At 40.4% G+C, this 18,762-nt stretch carries 15 protein-coding genes; 13 read left to right on the top strand and 2 right to left on the bottom strand.

Going from position 1 to position 18,762, the window contains the following annotated elements; all coding sequences use genetic code 11:
• Positions 1-64: 64 nt before the first annotated feature.
• Positions 65-661, bottom strand: a complete 597-nt coding sequence (locus tag NXV01_RS21375) for a 3'-5' exonuclease (RefSeq protein WP_148364904.1) — start codon at positions 659-661, stop codon at positions 65-67.
• 75 nt (positions 662-736) lie between these two features.
• Between NXV01_RS21375 and NXV01_RS21370 the strand changes: the two genes are divergently transcribed.
• Both NXV01_RS21370 and NXV01_RS21365 read left to right on the top strand, forming a co-directional pair.
• Positions 737-1,561, top strand: a complete 825-nt coding sequence (locus tag NXV01_RS21370; protein WP_148364905.1) for a helix-turn-helix domain-containing protein — start codon at positions 737-739, stop codon at positions 1,559-1,561.
• Between the two features lie 80 nt (positions 1,562-1,641).
• Positions 1,642-2,058: a pyridoxamine 5'-phosphate oxidase family protein gene (locus tag NXV01_RS21365; RefSeq protein ID WP_148364906.1), complete on the top strand. Its 417-nt coding sequence runs from the start codon at positions 1,642-1,644 to the stop codon at positions 2,056-2,058.
• A gap of 179 nt (positions 2,059-2,237) precedes the next feature.
• Here the strand turns inward: NXV01_RS21365 and NXV01_RS21360 are convergent, their stop codons facing one another.
• Entirely contained in the window at positions 2,238-2,513 is a 276-nt protein-coding gene (locus NXV01_RS21360; protein WP_148364907.1) for a putative quinol monooxygenase, read from the bottom strand.
• Between the two features lie 393 nt (positions 2,514-2,906).
• Between NXV01_RS21360 and NXV01_RS21355 the strand changes: the two genes are divergently transcribed.
• From NXV01_RS21355 to NXV01_RS21305, 11 genes are all read left to right on the top strand, one after another.
• Entirely contained in the window at positions 2,907-3,746 is an 840-nt protein-coding gene (locus NXV01_RS21355; RefSeq protein ID WP_259023200.1) for an RteC domain-containing protein, read from the top strand.
• A 108-nt stretch (positions 3,747-3,854) separates the two neighbouring features.
• Entirely contained in the window at positions 3,855-4,457 is a 603-nt protein-coding gene (locus NXV01_RS21350) for a DUF1062 domain-containing protein (protein ID WP_148364909.1), read from the top strand.
• Between the two features lie 85 nt (positions 4,458-4,542).
• Positions 4,543-5,244, top strand: coding sequence for an SIMPL domain-containing protein (locus NXV01_RS21345; protein ID WP_148364910.1), 702 nt, complete (start codon positions 4,543-4,545; stop codon positions 5,242-5,244).
• A 217-nt stretch (positions 5,245-5,461) separates the two neighbouring features.
• Positions 5,462-6,550, top strand: a complete 1,089-nt coding sequence (rsgA, locus tag NXV01_RS21340; protein ID WP_259023199.1) for a ribosome small subunit-dependent GTPase A — start codon at positions 5,462-5,464, stop codon at positions 6,548-6,550.
• 535 nt (positions 6,551-7,085) lie between these two features.
• Entirely contained in the window at positions 7,086-9,332 is a 2,247-nt protein-coding gene (locus NXV01_RS21335; RefSeq protein WP_259023198.1) for a hypothetical protein, read from the top strand.
• Between the two features lie 269 nt (positions 9,333-9,601).
• Positions 9,602-10,222, top strand: coding sequence for a DNA-binding protein (locus NXV01_RS21330; RefSeq protein ID WP_148364913.1), 621 nt, complete (start codon positions 9,602-9,604; stop codon positions 10,220-10,222).
• Between the two features lie 78 nt (positions 10,223-10,300).
• The gene (locus NXV01_RS21325; protein WP_259023196.1) at positions 10,301-12,013 is read left to right on the top strand and encodes an ATP-binding protein; all 1,713 of its coding nucleotides are present in this window, start codon (positions 10,301-10,303) and stop codon (positions 12,011-12,013) included.
• Positions 12,014-12,047: 34 nt separating this feature from the next.
• On the top strand, positions 12,048-12,623 hold the full coding sequence (locus NXV01_RS21320) for an RNA polymerase sigma-70 factor (protein ID WP_148364915.1): 576 nt from the start codon (positions 12,048-12,050) through the stop codon (positions 12,621-12,623).
• A 145-nt stretch (positions 12,624-12,768) separates the two neighbouring features.
• Positions 12,769-13,767 (top strand): FecR family protein, encoded by a 999-nt coding sequence (locus tag NXV01_RS21315; RefSeq protein WP_148364916.1) that lies wholly within the window; start codon positions 12,769-12,771, stop codon positions 13,765-13,767.
• A gap of 145 nt (positions 13,768-13,912) precedes the next feature.
• Positions 13,913-17,167 (top strand): TonB-dependent receptor, encoded by a 3,255-nt coding sequence (locus NXV01_RS21310; protein ID WP_259023195.1) that lies wholly within the window; start codon positions 13,913-13,915, stop codon positions 17,165-17,167.
• A gap of 228 nt (positions 17,168-17,395) precedes the next feature.
• A complete protein-coding gene (locus NXV01_RS21305) occupies positions 17,396-18,754 on the top strand; it encodes a RagB/SusD family nutrient uptake outer membrane protein (RefSeq protein ID WP_409012943.1) in 1,359 nt (452 codons plus the stop codon).
• Positions 18,755-18,762 lie beyond the last annotated feature (8 nt).

Genomic DNA, 18,762 nt, shown 5'->3' with positions numbered 1-18,762 from the left:
TAATTAGTATTTTATCATAAAACACTACGGCTATTATTGATTGAAATAGTAGTTGTAGTGTTTTTTATTTGTTTTTTTTCATCGGTTGAGGAATGAGTGAAGCAAATAAATCTCTCACATGTGTATCTTTGTCGGTTTTCTTCGCTTTTTTTGCTTTTTGGGGTTCGGGAATAATAAGTAAAGCTATTTGTGCACAAGCTTCGGCGTCTGCTAATGCGTGATGATGGTTCGTTAAGTCATATCCGCACCGGGCAGCTACCGTATGTAATTGATGATTGGGTAATTCTTTTCCGAATACCTTTCTCGAAGCGCGGCATGTGCAGTGAAATTTGTAATTAGGGTAAGTCATCTCCCACAGTTCGTGAACTGCCCGAAGGCAACCTTCGTCAAAAGGACTGTTGTGCGCTACAAGTGGCAGACCGTCTATCAACGGTTTGATTTCCGCCCATACTTCCGGAAATTCATCAGCTTCCATCGTGTCGTCATAAGTTAAGCCATGGACAGCTGTTGTCCATTGAGTATAATAATTAGGGCGGGGACGGATCAGGCGATAGATTTTATTCGTTATTTTCCCTTCCCTTACAATGACAACTCCCACACTGCATACACTGGTACGTTTGCCGTTGGCTGTTTCAAAGTCTATAGCTGCAAAATTCCTCATTTTATTTTATTGTTTTGGAATACAAATGTATGAATTAGAATTTATTCTCTTTATATTTGTCTGTAAAATATATCCATGTATACAGAATATCAGCCTTCTCATTTACTTGTTCCCTACATTGATAACTATTGGGAATTTAAGGGCAATCCGGAATATGGTATGCGCATCCATATTCTGCCGGATGGTTGTACCGATTTTATATTTACGCTGGGAGAGGTGGCTAATGCTGTTGAAGAAGGAAGTCTGATTATGCAACCTTATCGTTCCTATTTCGTAGGACCCATGACGAAGTACTCCGAACTTGTCACTTATGCTGAATCCGTTCATATGTTTGGCGTTCGTTTTTTACCTTGTGGTCTGTCTTGCTTTACAAACCTGCCTTTGCACGAGTTTGTGAATAGCAGAATCAGTGTTAATGAGATGAAGGCTGTTTTTGATGACACTTTTATTGAAAAATTAGGTGAGCAGAAGCATGTGGCAGATCGAATACGAGTAGTGGAGGAATATTTGCTGGCATATTTGGCGCGCCATTATCAGCCTGCTGATTCGCACGTCGCTATGGCAGTGAACATGATTAATCATTCCGGAGGAAAACGTTCAGTTCGCAGCTTGATGGATGACGTCTGTTTGTGTCAGCGTCATTTTGAGAGGAAGTTCAAGCATTATACCGGATTTACTCCTAAAGAATACAGCCGTATTGTCAAATTTAAGAATGCTGTGGAATTATTGAGAACCACGACATCAGCCAACCTGTTGACTACGGCGGTTGATGCAGGATATTATGATTTAGCGCATTTTTCAAAAGAGATTAAGTCGATGTCCGGCAATACTCCTGCGTCTTTTCTTTCCCTTACAGTTCCGCAAGAAACCACACTTACTTATATCGAGCCACAGAGATAGATTGGTAAAAGTCGCTTTTTTACAATAGAATGTGAAGATATGCCGTTACCTTTGCAAGGTTAATAAAAACCAATCAGTTTATGACCACAAAAACAATGAAAGAGAAAGCAGCAGAATTGTTGCAAAGATGTGAAGTAGTTACCCTTGCTTCTGTGAATAAAGAAGGTTATCCCCGTCCTGTACCGATGAGTAAAATCCTGGCAGAAGGAATTGCCACTATCTGGATGTCTACCGGGGCAGATTCACTAAAAACAATAGACTTCTTATCGAATCCGAAAGCAGGATTATGCTTTCAGGATAAAGGAGACAGCGTGGCGTTAACGGGGAAAGTGGAAGTTGTAACCGACGAAAAGATGAAGCAGGAACTTTGGCAGGACTGGTTTATCGATCATTTTCCCGGTGGCCCCGCTGATCCCGGCTATGTCTTGTTGAAATTTGAATCGAATCACGCAACTTATTGGATTGAAGGAACATTTATCCATAAGAAACTCGACTAATTTTACTCGGAAAGATAAGGAATACCGGATTGATTTAATGAGAGTGTGTCAAAACGCAGATTATCGCAGATTATTTCAATTGTATTGATGTATTAATCGACGACTTATAAAATTATTTCTGCGATAATTTGCGTTAATCTGCGTTTTATTATTCATTATGACACACCTTCGTAATTCATTTAGAATTCGAATCTCTCTAATTTCATTTCAGCCAATTTCTGAATGATACCTACATATTGAGCGAAATGAGGAGATTTTTCGTGTGCTGCCAATACTTCGGCATTCTGCCAAGTTTCGCAAATCATGAAAACGTCAGGACGCGTGCTGCTTTCGAAAGTATCATAAGCAATGCATCCTTCTTCTTTTAAAGAACAGGCAGTCAGTTCTTTTGCCGCTTTTATCGCTTCTTCGCGGTTGGATTCGTTTACACGAACAAAAACATTTAATCTGATCATAGTCTTTTTTATTTATATGATTAAAAGAATCACTTTCTCACAGTATCTGTGAAAAGCCGAAGGCAAAGATACTATTTTTCTATACTTCTGGTGAGCTTATTTCAAAATTTCATATAAACTTCATGCCATCCTGAAAAAACTATTATATTTGCATCTGAATTCTAAAAGCAATGATTTTGGGCACAATTCTTAAATTTGTTATAGCTTACTATTAGCCTCATAAACCACAGGCTAATTTCTTTCGTTTGAGTAGTTCTATACTTGAACAGGTTTTTCATTTTATCATTTTTATTATTCACTGCATCGTTTTTCAAGACTGATGCAATTTAGCTATTCAAGCTTTCAGTCCGGTTCATAGTAATCAGATGGGAGTGGTGGATGCGTTGAGAATGAATGGAAAATTTCGTAAGAAATAGTAAGCTGAACATAGAAGAAGAAATAAAAAGGATCGAGCTACAGTCGGTTGATCCTTTGGATAGAATCAGGCAGATCATTGGTGTCCTACAGGTTTCACTGACTTCGCTGAAAACAGCAGTTGCCGGATATCAGTTTCGAAATGCTGAAGAAGAGATTCTTTTCTTTAAAGTATCGAAACCGCAGATTTCCGGTCTGTTGATGTTTTATGTCCGTTTGTATCAGATTGAAAAGAATCGTATCGGCAAATCTCTGTCCTCCCAATGCAGATATCTGAAGATTGAATTGGAGAACCTGCAAAAAACATTTTCGAATAATAGCTTTTATGAATATTATCGTGCCGGTCGGACAGAGTTTGATAACCACTATTTTATTCGGGAGAATTATGATATTCTTTCTGATATACATTGTCATCTATTGGATAGAGATACTTCTTTTACCACCTTGCATGATTCGAGTGTTGCAGAAATTCTGGCGAATAATCGTTTGATAGAATATATGTCGGAGGAAATTGAGCAGCTGACAGAGAAACTTCATCTTAAATTTACTTCCATTGTAGACAGTAAGCTGTTGCAATGGACGGACAGTAAAGTGGCTTTGGTTGAGTTTATCTACGCTTTGTATGCAGGTAAATGCTTTAATAATGGAAATACGAGTTTGAAAGACATTGCTTTTTGTTGCGAAACACTGTTTAATATCGAGATAGGTGACTTTTATCGTATATTCTTGGAAATCAGGAATAGAAAGAAAAGCAGGACTCAATTTCTGGATAAGTTGAAAGAACAGATTATAAAGATGATGGATGAGCTTGACAGATAAATTTCAGGGCGTCTTGTGACATCTTGTGAATTATACAAATGGCTAATCTCCAACTTTGCGGAGAAATATAATTGATTCACAAAGAAAGATAATCGCTTTTGTATAGTTATGGAAACAACATTTACATGGGAAATAAGGGTGAAGAATTGCCCCTTATTAATTAAGAAATGCAGTCACTGTGATAGTGACCGCTTTTATTGCAGTGATAAGTTCAGGATGAATGCACAGAAGAAAAACATTGATGTCTGGCTGATTTATAGATGTGTGAAATGTGATAACACTTGTAATATGACTCTGTTATCACGAACAAAAACCGACTTGATTGATAAGAAGCTCTTTCACAGCTTTTCTATGAATGACAGGGAAGTTGCCTGGCAATATGCTTTTTCTGCCGGAGTGGCAAGCAGGAATAATCTTCAATTAGATTATGACAGTGTTGAATATGAAGTGATAAATACCGTCTCTTTAGAAGATATCCTGAATATGAGTAGTGAGATCATAAGTATCCGAGTCAAATGTGATTTCGACTTGAACCTTAAATTATCTTCGTTGATAAAAAGATGTCTTCCTCTTTCCAGTACCCGCTTGAAGCTGCTGTTTGAAAAAGGGTATATTTCTTTACTTTCCGGCAAAACATCTTCCAAGTGTAAGGTAAAGAATGGCGATACTATTTTGATAGATCGAAAAAGCCTGATTGATTTCTTGGGATAAAATCGGTTTTACAGTTTTTTTTAATAGCTTTGTGAAATGATCATTCGCATTCTGTAAAAGAGGTTGTACTATTAAGATTGAAGATATGAAAAAGGTATGTTTATTCGCTTTTATTTTGTTTGCTTGGAGTATCGTTGTGAATGCACAGGAAAGTGATGGACGATACGTTGAAGTGACCGGTTCTTCTGAAATAGAAGTCGTTCCGGATGAGATTCATTTTCTGATTCAGATTAAGGAGTATTGGCAAGAAGAATACACCGGTAAATCAAAAAAAGAAGAAGATTTCCGGACGAAAGTGCCATTGGCAATGATAGAGAAAGATTTGCGTAAAAGTTTGCGCAAAATAGGAATAACGGATGATGCTATCCGCACACAGGAAATAGGAGATTATTGGCGCCAGAGAGGAAAGGAATTTCTGATAGGTAAGCAATTGGATATCCGGCTTACGGATTTTGAGCAGATTAACTCTATTATTCGTTCGGTCAATACGTGGGGAATTGAGTCCATGCGCATCGGAGAACTCAAACATAAGGATTTGCCAATGTATCGGAAACAGGGTAAGATTGAAGCACTGAAGGCTGCCCGTGAGAAAGCATCTTATCTGGTGGAAGCGATGGGGCAGCAGTTGGGTGAAGTGATTCGTATCATCGAACCTGCCGATAATAACATAAGCCGTTATCTTCCTTTCGAGGCGCAGAGCAATGTAAGCATGGGTACGGCAGCTACCGAGCAGTACCGGGTTATCAAGCTACGGTATGAAATGACGGCTCGTTTTGCCATTCAATAAAAATAGTCTATCTTTGTCGCATGACAAGAAATAATAAATCGGATTTGGTTTAGTAAACAATCTGTGTTGCTGATACAGATTGTCCTTTCGTTTGCTCTCGGATGATTCCTTTCGGGAGTACTCTTTATGTCTTTATAATTTCAATTTTTAACTTGCGTACAAGGGTGCTAAAAGCATCGTGGTGCTTTGTAACGTGTGCGCTGTATACATTAAGATCATGAATAACGAAAATCAAACAATTCACAAATTCGACGTTAATTTAAACTGGTATGGCTGGAATGATAAACTAAGCCGACTAAAACAAGAATCACTCTACAGCACTCTTCCTCATGGACGTATATCCATAGTACACCGTACCTGCTACGAGGTCGTTTCCGAAAACGGATTGTTTCAGTGTGAACTCACGGGAAACATGATGTATGGGAAATCTGATGCTGAATTACCTTGTACGGGTGATTGGGCGCTTTTTCAACCATTTGATGAGAATAAAGGGATTATTGTCGATATGCTGCCTCGTGAGCGGACATTGTATCGCAAGAAAAGCGGTACAGTTGCCGATAAGCAGGCCATTGCTTCTTACGTCGATAAAGCATTTATTGTGCAGAGCCTTGACGATAATTTCAATGTCCGCAGAGTAGAACGTTTTATGGTTCAGGTATTGGAAGAAAATATCAAGCCTGTATTGGTACTTAATAAATCCGATTTAGATTTTGACAGGCAGAGTGTTGAAGAACAAATAAAGCATATCTCCAATCAGATACCCGTATTTTTTACGAGTATTCATCAACCCCAAACGATTCTCCGGCTGCGGGAATCCATATCAGAAGGAGAAACTGTTGTATTTGTCGGTTCTTCGGGTGTCGGGAAAAGTTCTCTGGTAAATGCACTCTGTGAAAAATCTGTGTTACTTACCACCGATATAAGCCTGTCCACAGGAAAAGGCCGGCATACATCGACCCGTCGGGAAATGGTATTGATGAATGATTCGGGTGTTTTAATCGATACTCCGGGTGTGCGTGAATTTGGCTTGGTTATCGACAATCCAGATTCACTGGCCGAAGTACTTGAAATCTCTGACTATGCAGAATCGTGCCGTTTCAAAGATTGTAAGCATATCAACGAACCGGGTTGTGCTGTTTTAGAAGCAGTCAATAGCGGTGTATTAGACTATAAAGTTTATGCAAGCTATCTGAAACTTCGCCGGGAGGCATGGCACTTTTCTGCTTCCGAACATGAGAAACGTAAAAAGGAGAAGTCCTTTACAAAACTTGTAGAAGAAGTAAAGAATCGTAAGGCAAATCGCTGATTTCTATTTAAACGATGCAGGTATTGGAATTTATTTTTTTCTTCAAAAGAGCAAAAAAGTTTTAGCTGCGCAAAAAGGCTGCGCACCACTGCATCTATCTTTGTCGAAGAAACAAGAAAACAGGTCAAGTACGGGTTACTTCAACAACTCATTTAAGGTATGGAAATCACTCATACGATTATCCGTTTTCCTGTTTCGCAAAGGGGCAGTAGCTCAGTGGGTAGAGCATCATCTTTAATCTTGAGATTATCCTGATGAAAAAGGTCAATTAAGATTTACTCCTATCCCGTGACCGTCGTCGGTTCGACTCCGACCTGCTCCACAAAAAATAAATATGGAGGTAGGACAGTAGCTTCGGGATTATCTGAAATGAGGTCAACCGGGGCTTACTTCTTAACGGTGGATAACGCTGGTTCGAATCCGGCCTGTTCTACCTCTTTTTATCAACTAAGGTCAAGGAAGACTTACTTCAAAACCGCAGGAATGCTCCATTGATTCACAGTCTTCCGATTACCTTACTTAAAAAAACAAAGTTATGAATAAAGATTTGTTGAAAGTGTCTATCAGGCAGAATGCAATCTATTTGCCTTTGATAGAAGAAGAGAAAAAGCAGGAAGAGTTGACTTCGACTACCATTGCATTGGTAGCCCAACTCCGTAAAGTAGGATATAGCTTGTCCGAAGAACTGCTGCATGCCGTTAATCAGTTATATCCGGCTCAACAGATGATGATTCTTCAGGTGATGAAAGAAGCATTGGGTGTGACGCTAAACTGGGCTCCATTGGTGAAAGGGTGGGATGTACCTACCGGAGAAACGCGTTTGGATCATCTGGTTACATGGATCGCTAACCTGTTTAATACCCCCAAAGGCGTTAAACTACCTTGCGGACACGTGATCCCTGATAATACATTTCCTATGGAACGATACAATGGTTGTCCGTTCTGCGGAACTCCGTTCCAAACGGCTACTACGGAATACTTCGGACAGGGAAGTAAACTGAAAGTGCTGGAACTTTGGCAGGACAAGGAGCTGAATGCTTTTTTCTGTGACTTGCTTGAATCGCGTACGGCTCTTGATGCCACACAAGCAGATAGCTTGAAAATAATGCTTGGCGAACTTCCGTTGCCGGCAGTCGGAATCAAAATGAAGGAGACATTGATGTTGGTGATAGATACATTGGTGGAGCAGGATAGAGCGCAGGAAGCGCAAATCTATTTCTCTACTCCGAATGATATATTGCGTTATCTGTGGTATAAGAAAACCGGATTCCTGCAAATCATAGAACCTAAGACTATTATCCGTAAAACTGGTAGAAACAACACACATATATGTGGAGTTTTGGATAAAAGTCGTTCGGCAGCCCAAGCGAAGCGTGAGGAGTTGAAGTTGAAATATACGCGTCGTGAATGTAAAATGGTAGCTCTTTGGTTGAACAACCTGACAATGGCTCCGGAGAAGGCTTGCGAAATCATGCATCCGAAAAGAGAGATGTGGGTACGTATGATACGTGCGTTGCGTCTGGCGGAATATGCCCGTAAGTCGGAATTCGGAAATTTGAAGGAATTGATGGATATATTCTACCGCCAGGCATATACCGTTTGGCAGGGAGAAGTGGAGCGCAACCGTTTGAAAGCGGATGCGGAACAGACATTTGCTTTGTTAAAGCAGCGACCGGGTATGTTTGCACGTTCTTTATTTGCGAATATGCTTTGGTTCGGAGCGGAAGAGACGTTGGCTGCATTTAAAGAAGTGGTTCATTTGTTGCCGGCACGTTTGGTCGTTACTTTGGGTATGTATGCGGAGAGCTACTTTGAACCGGGACGTAAGAGAATGGTGAAACCTTTAGGGGGGAATGCTCTTTTGATAGAACCACACTATTTGGTGGGTCTGTATATGGAGGATCAGCTAAAAGCGATGGTGAAGGATGTACAGGATTTGTGTAAGGAAGTCGTAGCTGCCCGTTTCGCCGGTGTAGCTGCCGGAAGTGAAAACAAAAGTATGTATATTGACCCTATGTTGTTCCATATCCCGTTGTCTATCGGCGATCGTAGCGAAACAATTCAGGATACTTCCTGTGCTTTGCAGGGAACACGTTTTCCGGTAGAGGGGGATAAAGTGCGGTTGTTTATGCAGTGGGGAAAAGGGCTTCCGGCACAGCATCTTGATATGGACTTAAGTTGTCATATCACTTTGCCTTCTACAACAGAAGTTTGTTCCTTCTTCAACTTGCAGGCTATTGGTGCTAAACATAGCGGGGATATCCGAAGTATTCCTAATAAGAAAGGTACTGCCGAATATATCGAGCTGGATTTGAATGAACTGAACCGTGTAGGTGCGGAATATGTTGCTTTCACTTGCAATGCATATAGCAACGGGACTATCTCTCCTAATTTGGTGGTAGGTTGGATGAACTCTGCCTATCCAATGAAGATATCGGAAAGAACAGGAGTAGCTTACGATCCTTCTTGCGTGCAACATCAGGTACGTATTTCCCAAAGTTTGCAGAAAGGACTTGTTTTCGGAGTTCTGAAAGTGAAAGAACGGGAAATCGTTTGGCTGGAAATACCTTTTGGTGGACAGACGATTCTTTCTTTGGATACACAGACCATCGAAAAGTATCTGGATAAACTGGAAGCGAAAACAACTGTCGGTGAACTGTTGACTGTCAAAGCGCAGGCACAGGGATTGAAGTTAGTTGATATTCCGGAAGCGGACGAGATATATACTCGTGAATGGGCATTGAATACTGCCGCTGTGACTAAATTACTGTTAGGTGATTAAATTCTTGGGAGGAATTGTCTTTTTCCTCCTAAGATTTAAAGGTCGTATCGCATAAAGTTATACCTTTGCATGCGATAGATTAATCGTCTGACAGCTGTTGAACTTTCGTCTGACAACTGTTATCTTTCCGTCTGACAACTGTCAGACGAAAAAGATACAGCTGTCAGACGATTATTTTTATATGAACTGAAGATTAAAGTTCAATGAACAGACGATTAAATATACGCAGTGAAAGTAATAAATGTATGAACTAATAAAAAGATATACTTATGAGTGCTCAATATGATTTGTATGAAACACCGGATCCTGATAGTACCGGAGAACAAAAGCCTTTGCATGCCCGTATCGTTCCAAATGGAACTTACTCGAAAAAAGAATTCCTGGAACGTGTATCTCGTTCTTCCCAGACTTTTAACTATAACGTGATAGATGCGGTAGTAGGAGTTGTATTGGATGAACTTGCCGAAACGTTAGCGGAGGGATATATCGTAGAACTTGGCGAACTCGGGCATTTCAGCATCTCTTTGAAATGTACGCATAAAGTAATGACTAAACGGGAGATTCGTGCCGAATCAATCTGTTTTGATAACGTGCATTTGCGCACTTCCAAAGAGTTCAAAAGGAAGATTAAACGTGAGATAGAGTTGGAACGTGTGGATAAATCCAGACACTCTTCTCAAAAAGTGGAATTTTCTATGGAGCAACGCCAGCAGCTTTTACAGGAATTTCTAAAGAAAAATGGTGGTATTACCCGATTGGAATATAGTAGCCTGACCGGACTTTCCCGTCTGAAAGCAATAGATGATTTGAATACTTTCATTGAGAAAGGGATTCTTCGTAAACGTGGAGCTGGAAGAACCGTGTTTTATGTCTGGCAACAAGAGCAATAACAATCAATTCAAAGATTTCTTCTTGTTATTGCTAACAATTTTGTACCTTTGTTTGTCTATAGAAAAAACAGTAGGATTATGGCAAGAATAACAATTCCTTATGCAGTAGCAGATTTCATAGAAATGCGTGAACGTGGTTTCTATTACGTAGATAAGACCCAATATATAACTAAGCTTGAAGATTATAAGGCTCCTGTATTTCTGCGTCCCCGTCGCTTTGGGAAGAGTTTGTTAGTCTCTACTCTAGCTTGCTATTATGACCGTACGAAAGCGCATCGGTTTGACGAACTGTTTGGAGGAACTTGGATTGGTAACCATCCGACAAAAGAACATAACCGTTATATGATAATCCGTTATGACTTCTCCGCAATGGTAATGTCAGACCATATTCAAGGGCTGGCACAGAATTTTAATGACCTGAATTGCGGTCCGGTAGAAGTAATGGTAGCACATAATCGTGATTTGTTTGGTGATTTTGAATTTAGCAATCGTGGCGATGCATCTAAAATGCTGGAAGAAGTGCTTACTTACGCCCGCTCTCACGAACTGCCTAAAGTTTATATTTTGATTGATGAATATGATAATTTCACCAATCAATTACTTACTGCCTATAATGACCCACTCTATGAAGAAGTTACTACTAATGACAGCTTTCTGCGTACTTTTTTTAAAGTAATTAAAAAAGGTATTGGTGAGGGGAGTATCCGTACTTGTTTTTGTACAGGTGTGCTGCCCGTCACTATGGATGATTTGACCAGTGGATATAATATTGCAGAGATATTGACTCTTGAGCCTAATTTCCTGAATATGCTTGGGTTTACATACGAAGAAACAGAAACATATCTACGTTATGTACTGGATAAATACTCTACGGGACAGGATCGTTTTGACGAAATCTGGCAACTAATTGTAAGCAACTACGATGGCTACCGTTTCCGTCCCAATGGAGATCGGTTATTCAATGCCACTATCCTTACTTACTTCTTCAAGAAATTTGCAGCCAATGCCGGCAGTATTCCGGACGAGTTGGTAGATGAAAATCTACGTACTGACATTCATTGGATTCGTCGGTTGACTCTTTCGCTGGATAATGCGAAAGCGATGTTGGATGCATTGGTAATTGACGATGAACTGCCTTATAATGTGGCTGATCTTGCCAGTAAGTTTAATAAGAAAAAGTTTTTTGATAAAGAGTTTTATCCCATTAGTTTGTTTTATTTGGGAATGACAACGTTGAGGGATAAATTTGTGACAACATTGCCCAATATGACGATGCGTAGTGTATACATGGACTACTATAATCAACTGAACAAAATAGAAGGTAATGCACAACGTTATGTCCCTGTGTATCGGCACTATGATTCCAATCGAAGCCTGGAACCACTCGTTCAGAATTATTTCGAACAATATTTGGGACAATTTCCAGCACAAGTTTTTGATAAGATCAATGAAAACTTTATCCGGTGTTCTTTCTACGAACTGGTGTCACGTTATTTAAGTAGTTGTTATACCTTTGCCATCGAACAGAATAATTCAGTAGGCCGATCAGACTTTGAAATGACCGGTATTCCCGGTACGGATTACTATATGGATGATCGTGTGGTCGAATTTAAATACTATCGTATGAGGGAAGCTGAAAAGATGCTTGCACTTTCCGAGCCTCTTCCCGAGCACGTGGAACAGGTGAAAAGATACGGTGAAGACACTAAGAAAAAGTTTCCCAATTATAATGTGCGGACATATGTGGTGTACATTTGTGCTAATAAGGGATGGAAATGTTGGGAAGTATGAGACAATAAAATCTGCAATATTGCACTAACTGTTTATGAAAAATGAGAGTCATATTATCTCTCGAATGATTTCCGGAGATATAAATGCTTTTAAACTTCTTTTCGATCGTTACTATTCTCAAGTGCGTTTTTTCACATTGGGGATAGTGAAAGATTCTTTTGTTGCCGACGATATAGCCCAAAATGTATTTATCAAGGTCTGGACAAAAAGAGAATTGATTGATTGCGAGCGGAAGTTTAACAACTATTTGTATTCCATCACAAAGAATGAGATAACAGATTATTTCCGTTCTTTAGTCATTTCAGAACCTTTGGAAAGCATCTCTTATCTGAAGGATAGCGATCATACAGATGAAATGATAGAAAGTGTTTATGATCTGTCTCATATTAAAGAACTGGTAATGAAAGAGGTGGATAATATGCCGCCGCAGCGTCGTGCAGTATTTGTAATGAGTCGTTTGCAAGGATTGTCTAATGATGAGATAGCCTCTGAACTAGGAATATCCAAACGCACGGTAGAACGCCATCTGAATATAGCATTGCACATACTTCGTGAAAAACTGGGAGGGTTTCTTTATTGGATTGCTGCTTTGTTTATTCTTTCACTCTGATTTTAATTTTTCCGCTCTGCCATACTACTTTCTGTTACACCTCTATCCTTCAATTAATAGTTTATAAATGTTAAAGTCGAAAAAGCATTGGGTGTACTTTTCATAGCTTCCGTATATCAGATATAACCAGATAATACGAAGAAAAATGAAACTCTTACCTCCCGGAATATTGAAAGACTATTTCTATAACTTGAAGAAGGATATCACTTCAAGTGCATTTGGACGATGGTTCATAGAGAATGAGTCTAAACCGGAATTCGATCAGGAATTGCAAGAAATTTGGAAAGAATCGTCTCAAGTAGCCTGTGACCGGGAAATGACCTCTTCTGCCTTTGTGAAGGTCTGTGAAGCTATTGGCGGAGTAGCTCCGTCTCCTCAAAAGAGTACATTCACGAGAACAATACATTATCTGATACGTGTTGCAGCTATTCTGTTTATTCCTTTATTGGGAGCTACTCTTTATCTATATCTGGATAATAAGGAATCACAAGTCAACTGGATAGAAGTCTATGCCGAATATGGGCAAAAGAAAGAAGTTGTTTTGCCCGACCAGAGTAAAGTCTGGCTGAATTCCGGTACACATATTATCTATCCCGAACGGTTTACCCAAGTTCGCCAGATATTTGTTAGCGGAGAAACCTTTCTGGAAGTGACAAAAGATCCGGAACGTCCTTTTATTGTAGATACAAAAGATTTAAGCATCAAAGTACATGGAACAAGATTTAATGTACGTTCTTATACGGAAGATAAAGGCACGGAAGCCACACTGCTTGAAGGAAGTATTTCTTTGTTGGTAAAAGGAGATTTAAATCAGCATGATATTTTCCTTGTTCCGGGTGAGAAAGCCATACTGGATAAAAAACAAGTTAAACTTGAAAAGTTTGACGTCGATGGGTATCAATCCTGGCGAAACGGACAGTATACATTCAGAGACAAGACACTGCAAGAGATTATAACGGAACTTCAACGTCTGTTCAATGTTCAGATTGTGATAAGGGATAAAGCGCTACTCAAAGAAATTTTCTTTGTCACATTTGCCCAGGGACTTTCTTTGGATGAGATGCTCGAAGCATTGAATATAGACAATGAATTATGTATCAAGCGAGATCAGGATATTATTGAAATTTCAAGAAAGACGAGATAGACAACCCAGTTATTAACCTTAAAATACATGTGCGGAATGGATGGATAAACAAATAAAAAAATAAACGAGAAAGTGGTTGCGACACTTTCCCGTTTTGGAAATCAGTTAACAAAATTAATTATTAACTTAGATCATTGCCAAAGGTATGAAATATCATGAAAAACCGGCTCATTTTAGAGAGCTATTTAGCAATCTTTTACCAATTCTATTGGCGCTATTTATCTGGACGAATCCGGTGTTGGCGCAGAATAATGGAGAACTTATCACGCTTAGTCTCAAAAATAAGACAATTGGTGAGGCGTTGGAAACAATCAATAAGCGATACAACTACACGTTTGTTCTTCGAACACCGGATATTGATACAAAAAGAAAAGTTTCAATAGACGCCAAACAACAAAAGATCGAAGATGTACTGAATAACCTGTTCCGGGGGCAGGATGTCTCTTTCGATATCAATAACAAAACTGTCCGTATCTCCAAGAATGTCAGGCAGAAAGACGCAGAATCTACACAGGCGGCTACTGCCAGAAACGTGACAGGACAAGTTACGGATAGTTCCGGCGAACCGATGATAGGTGTCAGTGTGATGGTGAAAGGAAGTAATAATGGAGTGGTGACCAATATGGATGGTAAGTACGAAATCAAAATCGATCATCCTAATCAAGTACTTCAATACTCTTTTCTCGGTTATCTGTCCCAGGAGAAAAGAATCGGAGACAACCGGATGCTGAATGTAACTTTAGAGGAAGATGTGAAGAAACTGGATGAGGTAGTTGTAGTAGGCTATAGCGTACAGAAGAAGAAAGATATAACGGGAGCTGTATCTACTGTTCTGGCAAAAGATATAGAAAATATTCCCGTGAATGATTTCGGTTCGGCACTTGCCGGACGTTCTCCGGGAGTACAAGTTATCACCCCTTCGGGAAAGCCGAATGAAGGTTTCTCTATCCGTGTCCGGGGAGCTACGTCTATCAATGCAGGAAACGAACCTTTGTATGTGGTGGATGGAGTGCCGACCAGTGACACAAAAACGATCAACCCTTCCGAAATAGAAAGTATTACGGTATTGAAAGACGCTTCTTCTGCTGCAATCTACGGAAATGCAGGTGCGAATGGGGTAGTACTGATTACCACCAAAAGAGGCCGGAAAGGTGAAGCGCAAATTGAGTTGAATGCTTACTATGGCTTTTCGGAACGTGCCAAGAGAATAGATGTCTTGAATAAAGATGAATATCAGGATTTACTTTCCGATTTGGGATATCCGACCATGGATACATCCGTGTATAATGCCAATATCGACTGGCAGGATGAAATGTTTCGCAATGCGGCCATGCAGAATTATCAGTTATCCATTTCCGGCGGAAATGAAAAATCCCTTTATTACATTTCAGCCGGATTTATCAAACAGGATGGTATTGTCAAACCATCTTCGTTTGAACGTATGAATTTTAAGATCAATCTGGAGCAGGAATTGAAAAAATGGGTAAAGATCGGAACGAACCTAAGTTACAGTAAGATCAATGATGTCGATGTTTCGGATGGAAATTCCGAGACCGTTATTCTGCAAGCCATCACCACTCCATCTGTGGTAGGTAAATATAATGCGGACGGAACATTTCCTACGCTACCGTTTTTGTCTTCTTTGGAGAATCCTTTAAGTGCGGTAGAGTCATATACTCGTGATTATGTATATCATAAATTGTTGGGTAATCTCTATGCGGAGATTTCTTTTACCCCGGATCTGAAGTTAAAAACAAGTATGGGTATCGAAATGGGTGCTTCCCGGTACAAGGAATTTCTGGACCCGTTCAGTTCAGCTTGGGGACGTAACCAGCAGGGACAAGCGAGTTATAACACTTCGTTAAATTACAAATGGATCAACGAAGAAATTCTGACTTATAGCAAGAAGATAGGCGATCACAGTTTCTCAGCTTTGGCAGGGTTTGTAGCTTCCCGTTATGTGGGAGAATCGGCAAACAGTTCTATACGTGGATTCTCTGATAATAAAATACATTCAATGAACGCCGGAACTGTATTAAACAAGCCCAGTGAAGATTATGGTGCATCTACCAATGCTTCTGTATTGGGGAGAGTGACCTATGACTACCAGAATAAGTACCTCGCCACTGTCAATTTCCGTGCCGACGGTTCTTCCAAGTTTGGTGTGAACAACCGTTGGGGATATTTCCCTTCCTTCTCTTTGGGATGGAGACTGACTGGGGAGGAATTTATGAAACCATTGGATTGGTTGAGTGATTTGAAACTGCGTGTCGGCTGGGGACAGGTTGGTAATGACCAGGTGGGTTATTATAGTTCTTATGGGATTTATGGAATCGGAGCGAATTATAATATGGATGGCGTTATTCTACCGGGATATTATCAGAGCCAGATAGGTAATGATAAGCTACGTTGGGAGAGGACTACCCAGACAAATGTGGGACTCGACTTTTCTTTCCTTAATGGAAGAATAACGCTGACTGCCGATGCATACTATAAGAAAACAACCGATTTGTTACTAATGGTAAAACTGCCTCAAACTTCCGGATTTGATTCGGGTATGCAGAATGTAGGTAGCGTGGTTAATAAAGGACTGGAGTTCCAACTGACTACCCGTAACCTGACCGGAGAGCTGAAATGGACAACAGATTTCAATATCTCTACTAATAAGAATGAGGTGACAGATATGGCAGGAAGTCCTGCTATCTTTACCGGATCACTTGATAAGAAAATCTCCGGAAATGTGTCTATCATTCAGAAAGGACAGGCTTTAGGTTCTTTTTATGGTTTTCAGGCAGCAGGAGTAAACCCGCAAAACGGACGTATGATGTACGAAAAGGCTAACGGAATGTTAGTGTATGAAGAAGATTTGAGTGCAGATGAAGACCGCCGGATCTTAGGTTGTGCACAGCCGAAATTTCTGTATGGCATCAACAATGTCTTTTCATATAAGAATTTTGACCTGTCTTTCTTCTTCCAGGGCTCATACGGGAATGATATTTATAATGCCACCCGTATGTTTACCGAAGGAATGTTCGACTCCCGCAACCAGTCCGACCGTGTCCTGATGCGTTGGCGTAATCCGGGAGACTACACTACTGTTCCCCGTGCGGAGAAAGATAAATATCCGGCTATTTCTTCCCGTTTTGTAGAAGACGGATCTTACTTTAAACTGAAAAATGTGAAACTGTCATATACCTTGCCGCGTTCGTTGACCCGGAAGGCGTTGATGGACAGAGTGACGGTCTATATATCAGGAGATAACCTGGTGACTTTTACCAATTACAGAGGTTATGATCCTGAGGTGAATATCGGTGGGGGCAGTTCTTCGGCTATGGGAATCGACCAAGGTGTCTTCCCCCATGCGAGAACTTATATTCTGGGAGCTACTATTGTATTTTGAGCATTGTTCAACTCATTAAATCTAAAAAAGACATGAAACAGATATATTCTATATTTATATCCGCAGCTTTGCTGCTCAATGTAGGGGCTGACCTCCTGTGATAGTTTCCTGACAGAAACACCACAGGGAGAACTGACCGAAGCCAATGCTTTTACTTCCATAAAAGATGCGGAAGCACTGATTATCAGTTGCTATGACGGAATACAGAAAGGGCATGAAGAATATTATATGTGGTATTACATGATTCTTGCAGACTGTTTTGCGGATAATGCATACAGTGGTGGTGATGATGTGGATATCAATAATGTGTTCTTGCGCGACCTGACTCCCCGTAATGCGGTTGTTATGAAATCATGGAAGTCACTTTACGGAAGTATTATGCGTTGTAATGTAGCTTTGAAATATATACCTCAAATTAATGATCCGTTATTGGACGCAGAAGCTTTTACCGGAGTGAGTAAACGTGAAGAAATGCTTGGAGAAGCTTCCTTCTTGCGGGCGTTGCATTATTTTAATTTAGTAAAGACTTGGGGATGTGTGCCTGTTGTGACTACTACGGGAAGCACTGCTCCGGCTGATGTGCAAGTGCCTCGTGCCGATTCGGAAGAGGAAGTTTATGCACGTATCATTGAAGATTTGGAATTTGCGTTGACCCGTTTACCGGACAAGCGTGCTACGGAAGCTGAAACCAGGGGATTTGCCAGTAAAGGGGCGGTTAACGCTTTGTTTGCAAAAGTGTATGCAACGAAAGGTGCACCCGGCAATGTAGAATGGGATAAGGTGAAGACCTATTCGGAAGCAGTGATGAATTCGCCGGTATACCGATTGGTGGATACATATGACCATCTGTTTGACGATGAACATCGTAATAATAGTGAGACGATTCTGGCTGTACAGTATATTGCCAACAGTACGGAAAATAATTACGTACCTGTTCTTCTATTGCCTCCTTCCATGACAGAGCAGAATTGGCGTAAATATCTGACACCTTCCCAAAGTTTGCTGAAAGCTTTTGATGACGAAGGAGATCAGGTTCGTAAAAACTCTACGGTCATCTTTGAGGACATTAATAATATTTGGTTCGACCAGTATTATGCGCAACTGAAGAATGGACAATGGGAAACCCGTACATTGCCTTTCCCTTACAAGTGCAGGGCAAAGAATCGGGTAGGATGGGATTGCGGAGACTTGATCTATATTTTCCGTCTGGCTGATATTGTTCTGTTGCATGCAGAAGCAGTCAATGCTTTGTCCGGTCCGGCAACTGCAATAGCGGAACCCAATCTGCAAAAGATTCGTACTCGTGTCGGACTTCAGGAATTGAATGCCAGTTCAAGAGAAGAACTGACCCGGCTCCTTTTGAAAGAAAGACGCTTGGAACTGGCTTACGAAGGAGAGCGATTCTTTGATTTGAAACGTTATGGAATTGCTCAAAGCACCCTGTCAAGTCTGACGTGGTCGGAAATTGTGGATGGAGAGCAAACGACTGTTACGGGTAAATTTCCCGCACACATGTTGCTGATGCCTATTCCACAGGAAGAAAGGGATCGTAATCCGAACCTAACTCAAAATCCGGGGTATAATTAATCCTCTTC

This window comes from Bacteroides sp. BFG-606, from assembly GCF_024788145.1.
GTDB classification, from domain to species: Bacteria; Bacteroidota; Bacteroidia; order Bacteroidales; family Bacteroidaceae; genus Bacteroides; species Bacteroides vicugnae.
The sequence above is the reverse complement of the archived record's forward strand: the minus strand, read 5'-3'. Positions and strand labels throughout refer to the sequence as shown.

What these genes read in the sequence shown, in the direction of transcription:
- NXV01_RS21375 (WP_148364904.1), bottom strand. Translation starts at nt 661, where the DNA reads ATGAGGAATTTTGCAGCTATAGACTTTGAAACAGCCAACGGCAAACGT.
- NXV01_RS21370 (WP_148364905.1), top strand. Translation starts at nt 737, where the DNA reads ATGTATACAGAATATCAGCCTTCTCATTTACTTGTTCCCTACATTGAT.
- NXV01_RS21365 (WP_148364906.1), top strand. Translation starts at nt 1,642, where the DNA reads ATGACCACAAAAACAATGAAAGAGAAAGCAGCAGAATTGTTGCAAAGA.
- NXV01_RS21360 (WP_148364907.1), bottom strand. Translation starts at nt 2,513, where the DNA reads ATGATCAGATTAAATGTTTTTGTTCGTGTAAACGAATCCAACCGCGAA.
- NXV01_RS21355 (WP_259023200.1), top strand. Translation starts at nt 2,907, where the DNA reads ATGGAAAATTTCGTAAGAAATAGTAAGCTGAACATAGAAGAAGAAATA.
- NXV01_RS21350 (WP_148364909.1), top strand. Translation starts at nt 3,855, where the DNA reads ATGGAAACAACATTTACATGGGAAATAAGGGTGAAGAATTGCCCCTTA.
- NXV01_RS21345 (WP_148364910.1), top strand. Translation starts at nt 4,543, where the DNA reads ATGAAAAAGGTATGTTTATTCGCTTTTATTTTGTTTGCTTGGAGTATC.
- rsgA (WP_259023199.1), top strand. Translation starts at nt 5,462, where the DNA reads ATGAATAACGAAAATCAAACAATTCACAAATTCGACGTTAATTTAAAC.
- NXV01_RS21335 (WP_259023198.1), top strand. Translation starts at nt 7,086, where the DNA reads ATGAATAAAGATTTGTTGAAAGTGTCTATCAGGCAGAATGCAATCTAT.
- NXV01_RS21330 (WP_148364913.1), top strand. Translation starts at nt 9,602, where the DNA reads ATGAGTGCTCAATATGATTTGTATGAAACACCGGATCCTGATAGTACC.
- NXV01_RS21325 (WP_259023196.1), top strand. Translation starts at nt 10,301, where the DNA reads ATGGCAAGAATAACAATTCCTTATGCAGTAGCAGATTTCATAGAAATG.
- NXV01_RS21320 (WP_148364915.1), top strand. Translation starts at nt 12,048, where the DNA reads ATGAAAAATGAGAGTCATATTATCTCTCGAATGATTTCCGGAGATATA.
- NXV01_RS21315 (WP_148364916.1), top strand. Translation starts at nt 12,769, where the DNA reads ATGAAACTCTTACCTCCCGGAATATTGAAAGACTATTTCTATAACTTG.
- NXV01_RS21310 (WP_259023195.1), top strand. Translation starts at nt 13,913, where the DNA reads ATGAAATATCATGAAAAACCGGCTCATTTTAGAGAGCTATTTAGCAAT.
- NXV01_RS21305 (WP_409012943.1), top strand. Translation starts at nt 17,396, where the DNA reads ATGTGGTATTACATGATTCTTGCAGACTGTTTTGCGGATAATGCATAC.